General features: G+C 35.9%; 9 protein-coding genes and 1 pseudogene. 8 read left to right on the top strand and 2 right to left on the bottom strand.

The window, feature by feature from the left end; all coding sequences use genetic code 11:
* Positions 1-386: 386 nt before the first annotated feature.
* The 8 genes and pseudogenes from ACM26V_RS04875 to ACM26V_RS04910 all read left to right on the top strand — a co-directional run bounded on the left by ACM26V_RS04875 (position 387) and on the right by ACM26V_RS04910 (position 9,932).
* Complete coding sequence (locus ACM26V_RS04875) at positions 387-920, top strand: hypothetical protein (protein ID WP_416150318.1); 534 nt, start codon at positions 387-389, stop codon at positions 918-920.
* A gap of 146 nt (positions 921-1,066) precedes the next feature.
* A complete protein-coding gene (locus ACM26V_RS04880; protein ID WP_416150319.1) occupies positions 1,067-1,378 on the top strand; it encodes a hypothetical protein in 312 nt (103 codons plus the stop codon).
* 815 nt (positions 1,379-2,193) lie between these two features.
* Positions 2,194-4,098, top strand: a complete 1,905-nt coding sequence (gene asnB / locus ACM26V_RS04885) for an asparagine synthase (glutamine-hydrolyzing) (RefSeq protein ID WP_416150320.1) — start codon at positions 2,194-2,196, stop codon at positions 4,096-4,098.
* A 32-nt stretch (positions 4,099-4,130) separates the two neighbouring features.
* Positions 4,131-4,562, top strand: coding sequence for a lysozyme inhibitor LprI family protein (locus ACM26V_RS04890; protein WP_416150321.1), 432 nt, complete (start codon positions 4,131-4,133; stop codon positions 4,560-4,562).
* A 387-nt stretch (positions 4,563-4,949) separates the two neighbouring features.
* Positions 4,950-7,283, top strand: a complete 2,334-nt coding sequence (locus tag ACM26V_RS04895) for a beta-glucosidase (protein WP_416150322.1) — start codon at positions 4,950-4,952, stop codon at positions 7,281-7,283.
* 535 nt (positions 7,284-7,818) lie between these two features.
* Entirely contained in the window at positions 7,819-8,649 is an 831-nt protein-coding gene (locus ACM26V_RS04900) for a ZinT family metal-binding protein (protein WP_416150323.1), read from the top strand.
* Between the two features lie 285 nt (positions 8,650-8,934).
* Positions 8,935-9,189, top strand: a pseudogene (locus ACM26V_RS04905) (helix-turn-helix transcriptional regulator); the annotation flags it as partial.
* 62 nt (positions 9,190-9,251) lie between these two features.
* A complete protein-coding gene (locus tag ACM26V_RS04910) occupies positions 9,252-9,932 on the top strand; it encodes a class I SAM-dependent methyltransferase (RefSeq protein ID WP_416150324.1) in 681 nt (226 codons plus the stop codon).
* A 66-nt stretch (positions 9,933-9,998) separates the two neighbouring features.
* Here the strand turns inward: ACM26V_RS04910 and ACM26V_RS04915 are convergent, their stop codons facing one another.
* Entirely contained in the window at positions 9,999-11,354 is a 1,356-nt protein-coding gene (locus ACM26V_RS04915; protein ID WP_416150325.1) for a (Fe-S)-binding protein, read from the bottom strand.
* On the bottom strand, positions 11,351-12,763 hold the full coding sequence (glcD, locus tag ACM26V_RS04920) for a glycolate oxidase subunit GlcD (protein ID WP_416150326.1): 1,413 nt from the start codon (positions 12,761-12,763) through the stop codon (positions 11,351-11,353). Before glcD ends, ACM26V_RS04915 begins: the two co-directional genes overlap by 4 nt.
* Positions 12,764-12,787 lie beyond the last annotated feature (24 nt).

The raw sequence follows: 12,787 nt of genomic DNA on the forward strand, positions 1-12,787 counted from the left end.
GATTCAAGCGTTTTCGCAAAGTTATATAAAGAGTTTAAAGCTTTTTTAGTAGTTTAATTAAAAAGTACAAGATTAAGCCAATGACAATAATTAGTGGGATAAGTAAAAGAGTATAATCCATTGAATAAACTGCCTCCGTTCACTATTAATGTATGTACAAACAAAGACGGGAACAACTGAAATTTTGCCTTCTAAATATATTAAATACTAGAAACGGATAAATAGCTATATAAAATGATTAAAATTGATTTATCGTGACAGAGTGCGATTTGTTTCATCTGTAATTTTATACTAATATCATTTTGTCAAAAAATTACTATTTTTGTAACATATCAGATGATGAGAGTGGGATCAATTATGATAGAATTATTTTGCATGATAATTGAATGCAAAAAATTAAAAGAGGAGAGTTGCGAATGGGATTAGATATGTATTTATTTTCCTTGCCCAAAATCGAAGGGATGGAATATGATGAAATTCAATCAGCTAACGCACGTTTAAGACAACTAGAAGAAGCACAAAATGAAACCTACGAAAAAGTGAAACCACACATTAAACACTTTGAAGAATTCGGTATGTCATGGGACAGTCTGATGGAAGAAATAGCCTACTGGCGAAAAGCAAATCAGATTCACCATTGGTTTGTTGAAAACATTCGTAATGGAGAAGATGACCCTTGTTTTACTGAAATTGTTACAAAAAACCACTTGCAAGATCTTTATAACTTGTGTCTGAAGGTTTTTACAAACAGAAATAATCCCCAAGACTCATTACCAACAAGGCCTGGAAGTTACTTTGGTCGCTACGGGTATGATGACTTCTATTATTGGCAGATTGAAGATACGAAATCACTATTAGAAAACCTCTTGGATAACTTCAATTTTGAAACCCACTATTTATTGTATCAATGCTCCTGGTAAAACTGCACTCACCGCATCTACATCAACTATTCAACCTCATAGGTAACCACCGTTTCTCAAACAAATCTTATTATTTAACCCATTAGATATTATTAAAATATAAAGGGGCCATTCTCTAGACTTATCGAAAGGAAGGAAAATTATATATGGAAATTAAAAAAGCAATAGAAATTATCTCTCTTTTAGCAGATGGTATTGACCCGCAGACAGGAGAAGTATTTCCTCAAGAAAGCACATACCAAAATCCAGATACTGTAAGATCGTTATTTTTAGCGGTGGAAGGATTAAAATTAATAGATATAAGGGATAAACGGCAAAAAAACTTCCTGAAAATGCAGGAAAAGGATGGAATGAACAAGAGGAAGAATTACTTATTAATGCCTTTGATAACGGCAAAACCATTAAAGAACTGGCGTCGCTACACAAAAGAACAAACACTTCAATCAAAGCTCGATTAATTAAGGTAGGGAAAATAGAGGAATAATTATAGGAATGCAGACTCCTTTAAAGTTAATTTTCCTTTACCAATGCCGTGTTTGGTTGGCGGATGTTCTGGTGCTACAGTCACTTCTCGAAACAACTTGTTTCACTTAGAGTTATAGATAAAGCAATTTTTCAAATGATGAAAGTAGTATATTCATAGAAATATGTGAGTCCTTTATGTTGGATTTGGACAGGGAAACCACCTGAGCCTATTCAATATGAAGGATTTTATTATGTCGTAAATAAATTTCAAAAAATATATTGACTAGGAAGAATCTTCAATTATAATTAACTCAATACTAGTTTCGTTATAACGAACAATGCAACTGATTTGTAACTACTTATTTACTAAAGGCTTATATAATGATGTTATACCACAAAGATAGAGTGGTCTTATAGAATAGTAGGACTCAAATCCGTCTAGCTGGGCGCTTTTCGCAGGAGTCATAGCTTTCGCTGTATTAAAAATAGACTCTGCGTGTTTTTCTTAAACAATAGATTAGTTGATAGGAGCAATGAATATGATCAATAATTGTGGGGAAATTATCCTCTGTTTAACAAAGATAAAACGAAGATGGTATATCCGAAGTCGGAGCAGTATTAATCCCTAAAGGTTGGTACTACACTAGTTTTGAAGAAATATAATTTCTGGAAATCTATTCAACGTTTTTAACAGAAGGAATTTCTAAAGGTAGCGGAAAGACTTACTGACCGTGAACAAAAATCATTAGTAGTTGAATGATCAGTTATCCATTTAATAATAGATAAAACTAGGGAAGAAGGCGAAATTATGTGCGGTTTTATTGGTTACATGAGTACGAGTCTTAAATTGCACTCTCAAGAAAATAAAGAAAAATTAATAGACATGACTACAATGATCACGCATCGAGGGCCAGACGATGTCGGTTATTATTATGATGAGGATATTCACTTAGGATTTAGAAGGTTGAGTATTATCGATGTGGAAAGTGGTCAACAGCCATTATCTTATGATAATAGATACTGGATCACATTTAATGGTGAAATTTATAATTATTTGGAATTAAAAGATGATTTGGAGAAGCGTGGCTACTCATTCCGTACAGATTCAGACACGGAGGTTATTGTGGCTTTGTATAGTCAAATAGGTGAAGCTGTTGTCAATAAATTACGAGGCATGTTCAGCTTTATCATCTGGGATATACAAAACAAAGAACTATTTGGTGCTAGAGATCATTTTGGGATTAAACCATTTTTCTACTATGAGACAAAGGAAGATCTTTATTGCAGCTCTGAAAAGAAAAGTATTCTCTTGGCATTAAAAGGAGAGAATGCAGTTGATTTAGAACCTTTACATCATTATCTGACGTATCAATATGTTCCTGAACCAAGTACACTAACGAAAGAAATTAAAAGGTTACCTCCCGGAAGTTTTTTCACAAAAAAACGAGGATTCCCAATGAAGATACAATCCTATTTTAAGCCAACTTTCTGTCCGATTAATAAACCATTTGACCAAGAAGTGAAGAAAATTCAAGATGTTTTAAGAGATTCCGTCAATATGCATCTACGTAGTGATGTTCCTGTTGGAGCATTCTTATCTGGCGGGATCGACTCTACAAGTATCGTGGCATTAGCAAAAGAAGTAAAGCCAGCTATCAAGACATTTACAGTTGGTTTTGAAAGAGAAGGATTTAGTGAAATTCAATTGGCTCAAGAAACAGCGTATGAACTAGGTGTAGAGAATACGAATTATGTAGTGAATCCAGAAGAATTTATAAATGAGCTTCCTAAAATTGTCTGGCATTTGGATGAGCCTTTAGCAGATCCTTCTTTAATACCCTTGTACTTTATAGCACGAGAAGCTAGAAAGCATGTAAAAGTCGTCCTATCAGGTGAAGGTGCAGACGAACTGTTTGGTGGATATAACATCTATCACGAACCACATTCATTAAGGCATTTTAAATATTTTCCGAATAATCTAAAAAAACAATGGAATATGATTGCGAGTTGGTTACCAGAAGGGACCAAAGGTAAAAGCTATATAGAAAGAGGAACTACCAATCTTGAAAATCGTTATATTGGAAATGCCAAAATATTTACTGAAGCAGAGAAAAAGCAGCTTTTAAGAAACTATCACTCTGAGTGGGAGTATCAAAATGTGACGAAAGATTATTATCAAAGTATTGATCACTTACAAAATGTTCAAAAGATGCAGTTCATTGATCTACATACTTGGCTGCGTGGAGACATTCTTGTAAAGGCAGATAGGATGACAATGGCTCAATCTTTAGAGTTGCGTGTCCCATTTTTGGATAAAGAAGTGTACAGAGTAGCTTCTCAACTTAACCCGTCTCTAACGGTTACGAGTAGTCAAACGAAATATATTTTAAGAAAAGCGATGGAAGGAATTGTTCCTCAGTCTGTTTTTAACAGGAGAAAGCTAGGATTTCCTGTTCCTATTAGACATTGGTTAAAAAACGAGCTATTTGATTGGGCATACCAATTGATCATTGAAAGCCATACGGATCATTTGTTTGAGAAAAACTATGTTATATCTCTTCTTTCTGACCATCAACGTGGGGTGAAAGATAATAGTCGCAGGATCTGGACAATCTTAATATTTATGATTTGGCATCAAGTATTTATAGAGCGCAAATATAATTTTCAGCAGGCTTCCATTGAGCAAGTCGAGTATGCAAATGTTGTCGTTTAGGCTGATTAAGATACTAATATTGGAGGGGAACGATGAGTAAATTAGTAGTAACCTTCCTAATAGCTTTGTGTTTAGTTGGTTGTAATCAAGGAACAACTTATATTTCAGAACAAAATAGCAAAGCAGAAAAAATAGCTGAAAAAGTGGAGATAGAAACAGATATGAAAGAGAGTTTCACTGAATTAGAAGAAGTAACTGAAAATGGGAACTTATTAGACCTAAAAGTGGCCCAAGGAGAAATCTTAGCGAGGTGGGATAATATCCTAAATGAAATATACGCGGTTCTGGAAAATCAATTAGGTGAGGAAGAAATGGATAAATTAAGAGAAGAACAACGAGAATGGGTCAGTTATAGAGATGAACAGGCAGAGAAAAATGCTTTAAAATATGAGGGAGGATCGATGGAACCTGTAGAATATATAAGTACACAATCACATATCACAAAAGAGCGAAGTTACCAATAAGTAGATCTTTACATGCGTTGATGATGCCTGGTGTCACTTCCTGAATAATCTTGTTTCACGATTATTGGTACTTTCATTATTTAAAATCCCTTCTGATCTTAAGCTTTTCTATAATCAGTGGGGCTTTTTATATTTATGAATTTTACGGACTCTAGCAATTTTAATTATCTTTTTCACATAATTCATAGGAAAATTTATAGGGAGAATGATATAGTCATATACATATGGAATAATCTAGAATAGAAAAGTTACCGCATGATATTGTATTTACAACAGCGACCAAATTCCAGATCGTTCTTCCTCATTCGCATGTTCCATTCAGTTTTCATTTGAAGGTAAAAAAATAATTCATCGCAGTGGGATGAAATAATGAAAAGGTGAATCACGATGAAATACAAGCAGCTAATAGAAAAAATGACATTAGAGGAGAAAGCTTCACTAATGTCAGGAGGGAATTTTTGGAATACGAAATCGATTGAGCGGTTAGACATTCCATCGATTATGTTAACGGATGGTCCGCATGGTTTGAGAAAGCAAGGTGGGAAAGCTGATCATATTGGTTTAAATAAAAGTTTACCTGCCACTTGTTTTCCGACAGCGGCAACTTTAGCTAATAGTTGGGATAAGAAATTAATTTATGATGTAGGCAGTCATATTGGAAAAGAGGCGGCTAGTGAAAACGTCAGTGTTCTTTTAGGTCCTGGCTTAAACATAAAGCGAAATCCTTTGTGTGGGCGTAATTTTGAATACTTTTCAGAAGATCCTTATTTAACTGGAGAACTAGCATCTGAAATGGTGAAGGGAATTCAATCTCAAGGAATTTCTGCATGTCCAAAACACTTTGCTGTAAATAGTCAAGAACATATGCGGATGACGATTGATGAAATTGTCGATGAACGCTCTTTAAGGGAAATTTATTTAGAGGCCTTTCGAAAAGTCGTGGAAAGTAGTGAGCCTAAAACAATCATGACTTCTTATAACAAAGTGAACGGTACTTACGCAAACGAAAATCAACATATAATGAACGATATCTTATATGACGAATGGAAATTTGATGGAGTAGCCGTTACTGACTGGGGAGGAAATAATGAGCGGGTAGCAGGGCTTAAAGCGGGAAATCAACTTGAAATGCCTTCTACAAATGGGATCACAGATGGAGAAATAGTCGAAGCGATTAAAACGAACCATTTACCAGAAGATGTTTTAGATGATGCTGTTAACCGAGTACTCGACTTGATTTTTTCAACAAAACAAGAAGGAGAAACTACAAATGTAGATTTTGATGAACAACATGAATTTGCGATAGACGCAGCGCAACGTTCCATTGTTATGCTAAAAAACGAGGATAAGATTTTGCCAATTGATTTATCTCGTAAAATAGCTATTATTGGAGATTTTGCGGAAATCCCTCGCTATCAAGGAGCTGGGAGTTCGCTAATTAACCCTGCGAAATTAACGAATGCTGTAGATGTATTGAACAAGACATCGTTGAATTTAGTAGGCTACGCGAAAGGATTCATAAGAAAAGGAGGAAGAAGCAATAAACTGCTTAATGAGGCCGTTTCTCTAGCTCATAAGGCGGATAAGATTCTTTTATTCTTAGGTTTAGACGAGAGTAGTGAAGCGGAAGGTATCGACAGAAAAGATTTGAAGCTTCCTGAAAATCAATTGACACTACTGAAAAAAATACAGAAAGTGAATCCTAATATAGTAGTGATATTATCGGGTGGTGGAGCAATAGAAATACCTTTTGAGCAACAAGTGAAGGGAATTCTCCATTCATATCTATCGGGTCAAGGGAGTGCAGAAGCAATCAAGAGCATATTACTAGGTGACTATAATCCTAGTGGAAAGTTAAGTGAAACCTTCCCATTAAAGTATGAGGATGTTTCATCTGCACCGTACTTTCCTGGTAAAGAAGCTACTTCAGAGCATCGGGAAGGAATTTTTGTTGGCTATCGCTATTTTGATACTGCTAATGTTCCTGTTTTATATCCCTTCGGCTATGGTTTGTCGTACACAAAGTTTGCTTATTCAGATATAGAGATAGATGACCTGGAAGTTAGTTTTACTCTTAAAAATATAGGCGAAGTTGCTGGTGAAGAAGTTGCCCAACTTTACATTAAGAAAAAAAATTCACAAATTTTTAGAGCTAAGCGAGAACTTAAAGGATTTGAAAAAATATACTTAGGACCTAATGAAACGAAAAAAGTGACGATTAATTTAGAAGAAAAAGACTTTGCATATTATCATACTGCTAATAAAGCGTGGGAAGTTGAACCTGGAGAATATGAGATTCAGGTGGGGAGTTCCATTGAAAATATTCACTTACAATCGCTAGTGAAAATGACGTCGGAAGAGCAACCTTTAGTTTACACAAAGGAAAAATACCCAAATTATTTCAACGGGAAAGTTCATGACGTTTCTGATCAAGAGTTCCACAACTTATTAGGCTATGAACCACCTTCTCCTTTTTGGGATAAACAGAAGGACTTAGGAATGAATGATACGATTGCTCAAGCAAAGTATAAGAATTGGGTAGGTAAGTTAGTTTATAATCTAGTAATGCTGAGCAAAAAAATATTAGAAAAGTTGAATAAACCTTTAGCAGCAAATAATGTTTTTATCGTATTAAATATGCCATTTAGACAGATTGAACGTTTTTCTGGAGGGAAATTAAGTCGACGAAAAATTGAGCGATTTTTAAAGTGGATTAATTAGTATGCCAGTCACTTCTCGAATATTCTTGTTTCACGTTTTAAAAGACTGAATTAATTTTTTGAGGTAGACATATAGTTACTGGAGTATTCGTGACCAATGAGATGAATAAAACGACAATGATTAAAGGCGCAATGGGCAGCCTTCCACTCATTGTCGTTTTATTTGTGTATTTGTTTGAAGAATTTCCTGGATGTTTTGATGTACTTTGATTATTGTGAAAAAACGATTCATCTTTCCTTTAGAGCGGTTGTAAATTAACAACTAACATTTGATTACAGATAAACTGACCTGAACGAAGATACTATTACAACAACAGAATGCCTTTTGTAACCCTTCTTACTCAAGAATCTATTGATCAAGTATTAAAAGTAGGAAGAGAAGAAACTCGGAAGTTGTGTAAGCGCCTTCTCTTTAATCTTTCACACCAAAAATTTCTTCTTTCTAAAATACTTTTGTGAAATAGCTTGACGCACTGATGTTAAATGGGTATAATTCAAAACGTAATAATTACGATTTAAAAAGGAGTGTATTTAGTATGGTAGTTTCACAGGTTAAAAAATTGAGTGTGTTAGCTCTTGCTATTTTTGTTACGGTGGGATGCGGAACGAATAATGAAGAAGAAGCGGAGGTAGAGAATAATAATTCCACCTCAAACGAAGCAGTTGAAAATACTGATGAGGAAGAAAATCAGTCACTAAATGAGTCAAATGAAGATAATCATGATCATGATAACAATGATCATAACCACGATCATGATAACGAGCATAACAACAACGACAACAACCATGATCATAACCACGATCATTCACATGACCATGATGATGAGACGTCACAAATTTATGACGGATACTTTGAAGATGATCAGATTGAAGACCGTCCATTATCTGATTGGGAAGGCGATTGGCAATCGGTATATCCTTACTTGTTAAGTGGTGACTTAGAGGAAGTATTTGTCGACAAAGCTGCAGAGAGTGAAGAAATGACTGCTGAGGAATACGAAGAGTATTACAAAGTGGGGTATGAAACAAACGTCGAGAGAATAGTGATTGAGGACGATACTTTTACTTTCTATGAAGATGGTGACGAATCTACTAGCGAATATACATATGACGGATATGAAATTCTTGAATATGAAAAAGGAAACAGAGGGGTAAGATTTATCTTTGAACGTACGGATGAATCCGAAGATATGCCAAAGTATATTCAATTCAGTGATCATTCTATATATCCTACAAAAGCACACCATTTCCACCTTTATTGGGGAGATGACCGTGATGAACTGCTAGAAGAAGTTACAAACTGGCCGACGTATTATCCTTCAAGCATGGATGCTGATGATATTGTGCATGAAATGATTGCTCATTAAACGAAAAATTATTCATAAAAGATTACTAATTTAATAGAAAAACAGCTAAACACCTTATTGTGCTCTTTATCTCTAAGTCCATACAATTGTATGAGCAGAGAGTATGCTGCATGAGAAGGTGTTTTTTCTTTACACTGGGGGCAGTATTTTAATTATAAAGATTGCTATAAATTAGATGTCAACTGGAGGTTGCGGTGCAGTGCAACTACAAGGAGCTTTACTTTTAGTATAAAATTGTTCAATAATTATTACTGTAAGAGAAAAAATATGAGGTGTTCATTATAAATGATATTTGCTGAGAAGTTAAAAAGTGAAAGATAAAAATTAGAATGGTCACAGGAGAAATTAGCAAAAGAACTATTTGTAAGTCGTCAAGCTGTTTCCAAATGGGAAAATGGTCAAAGTTATCCAAGCATTGAAATAATAATTAAACTCAGTGATTTATTTGGTGTGACAGTTGATGAAATGTTGAGAAGTGATGAAGATTTAACAGAAAAAGTGATTCAAGACAGCAAACAGTTATCACATCCAAAACTAAAATTTAAAATGTGAAATAAGCTAACTGGAAGTATTATTCTTCATTTTCGAAGGAGTGTGAGAAAATGAGTTCATTTGATTGGCATAAACAAGCTAAGAATCTTTGGGATGAAAAGACTGACTTTTGGAATCAAAGTAGTAAAGGAATGTGGGAAACTGGTAGTCGCAAGTCCATTGTTCCATTTATACAAAAGCACATCCCTAAAGGCAGGTTTATCGCAGATTTAGGTTGTGGTGATGGATATGGGTCCTATAAGTTAAATCAGGCGGGGTATCATGTGACGGGGATAGACTTATCTAAACAAATGATTGAAACGGCAAAAGCAGAAGCGAGAAATAAGCAGATAGAGTTTTTACAAGCTGATTTAACAGACCTCCCGTGTGAAAATGAAACCTTCTCCGGTTTAATGGCGATTAATTCGATCGAATGGACAGAACATCCGCTAAAAGCATTAGATGAGATGCGCCGAATATTAAAAAAAGATCACTTCTTGTGCTTAGGAATACTCGGGCCAACAGCAGCGCCAAGAGCGAACAGTTATAACCGACTTTACGGAGAATCCGTCATCTGCAATACGATGATGCCGTGGGAATTTGAACAATTAGCAGAAGAAAATGGGTGGGAGATTATTGATGGGGAAGCTGTCTACAAAAAAGGTGTCACCGAAGGCATGGCTTCCCACTTAGCAAAAGATTTGAAACAATCACTCACATTTATGTGGTTGGTTATGTTAAAGAAAGTTTAATGAACTCATGAATTAGCGTGAATTGTTTGCTGACAAGTCCCATGTGAGGGACTTGTCAGCATTATCTTAGTAATTTACTACTTTCATTTTATCAGAAGCGACCTTATATGCTTCAAGGAGTAAATCTACAAGATGAACGGCACGAACTTTGTCAGTTAATCCTTCTTTCTCTATGCCTAATTTCATTTGGAGTAAGCAACCGGGATTCGTAGTAACAATAGTTGTAGCTTCTGTAGCTTTAGTAGCTTTCATTTTTGAGTCAAGTATCTTCATTGACATTTCTGATTCTACTATATTATAAATTCCAGCTGATCCACAGCAACTGTCGGCATCCTTCATTTCATGATAGTTTGTGTTATTAATAGCCTTTATCAATAGTCGTGGTTCAGAGGATGTTTTCATGACATTTCGTAAATGACACGAATCTTGATAAGTGATAACTTGTTCTGGTAACTCCAGATGATTTTCTTTATGAAAATTTAATTCTACGAGAATACTTGATACATCTTTTAATTTAGTTGAAAAAGCTTTAGCACGCTCATTCCATTCAGGTTCGTCTCTTAGTAGATGGTCATAATCAATGAGGAAAGCGCCACACCCTCCAGCATTTGTAATAATATAATCGACGTTAAGCTCTTCAAATGCTAAGATGTTTCTCTTAGCAAGCTCTTTAGCTCCCTCTTTTTCACCACTGTGACCATGAAGAGCACCACAGCAAGCTTGAGTAGTAGGTATAACAATCTCGCATCCAGCTATTTGTAGAAGCTCCATCGTTGCATTGTTCGTTTCCATAAATACTGTATCCATCAGACAACCTGAGAAGAAAGCTACTCGCTTTTTAAGAGGGGATTTAGCCGAAAGAAACTCAGGACGATCTTTCATTTCCTTCTTACTTGGAACATTTGGAATTACTTTTTCCATTACGGTTAAACTGTTTGGTAATAATCCAAGCATGCCGCTTTTTTGTACAATTTTTTGTAGCCCAGAACGCTGGTAAATGTTAAGCATGCCCGTTAAAGATTGCATACGATTTTGATGCGGGAAAAGGCCCTGGAATACGGTTTTACGAATAGCTCGTATTGGTAAGGTGTGCTTTTTATTTTGATTGATAATATCTCGTGTTTCTTCAAGTAAGTGACCATAGTTTACACCAGGTGGACAAACAGGTTCACAGGCTCTGCATCCTAAACACATATTAAGGGACCGTTCAACATCTTCGTCAGGTTCAATTAATCCATCAGCGACAGCCTTCATCACAGCAATTCTTCCTCTAGGGGAATGAGATTCTTGATAACCTGATTCAATATAAGTTGGACATTTAGGTAAGCAAAAACCACATCGCATACAATTTAATAGATCGTCTTCGTCTAAACGTTCTTTGAATTGATCTTGAATGACTTGTCGTTCTTGTGCTGTTGTCATTTCGTCACCACCACCCGCTTTCTAGACTCTTTAGCAAATATCTTTCCAGGATTCATAATGTTATGTGGATCAAGCGAATTCTTAATCGCTTGCATGGCGGCTACACCAGCTGATCCAAGCTTTAATTCAAGGTAAGGCGCCTTCATAACCCCGACACCGTGCTCTCCTGTGATAGTTCCACCTAATTCAACTGCTCTTACAAAAATTTCTTCAAAGGCTTTTTCTACTCGTTCAATTTCATCATGATTTCGAACATCTGTTAAACAGGTGGGATGAAGGTTACCATCTCCTGCATGCCCGAAAGTGCAAATGTCTACATCATATTTCTGGGCAATCTCATTAATTGATTTCACCATTTTTGCAATTTCTGATCTGGGTACGGTGGCATCTTCAAGTATCGTTGTTGGCTTTATTTGCGCCAATGCTGAAAGGGCGGACCTTCTTGCTGTTTTTAAATTATCTGCTTCTTCTTCTGTGTCTGCGATTCTGACAGAAAACCCTTGTTCCTCCTTGCAAATCTTACGCATTTTATCCATATCTCGTTTTACAACTTCGATTGGACCATCTTGCTCAATAAGAAGTAGTGCCTCTACGTCTGTTGGTAAGCCTATTTTCGCATAGGATTCGACGACCTTCAGTGTAGGTTGATCTAAAAATTCTAGCGTAGTAGGAATAATTTTGTTCGCAATGATGCTTGAGACAGTTTTTGCAGCAGCTTCTAAATCGTGGAAATGAGCAACCATCGTCATTTTAGATTCTGGAATAGAAATGAGCTTAAACGTAGCTTCCGTAACTATCCCGATTGTCCCCTCGGAGCCAACAAATAAACTAGTTAAATCATAGCCAGCAACATCCTTTGCCAATTTACCACCTGTATGAATAATGTCTCCATTCGCTAAGACGACTTCTAAAGCTAGAACATAGTCACGAGTTACGCCATACTTGAGTCCTCTTAAGCCTCCTGAGTTTTCGCTGATATTTCCACCAATTGTTGATATTTTCATAGAGCTTGGATCAGGCGGATAAAATAGACCTTTTGCCTCAACCGCATGAATCATATCCAACGTAATAACACCAGGTTGAACCGTGACGGTTAAATTTTCTTCATCTATTTCTAAAATACCGTTCATATGTTTAAATAACAGGACAATGCCTCCTTCAGTAGGACATGTTCCTGCACATAGATTCGTTCCCGATCCTCGCGGTACGATTGGAATGCCATGTTGATTACAGAGTTTTACAACCTCAGAAACTTCTTGTTTGTTTCTCGGAGCAATAACTGCATCTGGCATCGCTTGGAACTGAGGTGTGGCATCATAGGAATAGACAAGTTTTCCTACGTTGGAGTCATCAAAATTTTCAAGACCAATGATATCGATCAATTTTTGTTTAATCTCATTTGTTAACAAGGCTTACATCCCCCTTCAACATTC

This window comes from Salipaludibacillus sp. HK11, from assembly GCF_047795645.1.
Classification (GTDB): domain Bacteria; phylum Bacillota; class Bacilli; order Bacillales; family Salisediminibacteriaceae; genus Salipaludibacillus.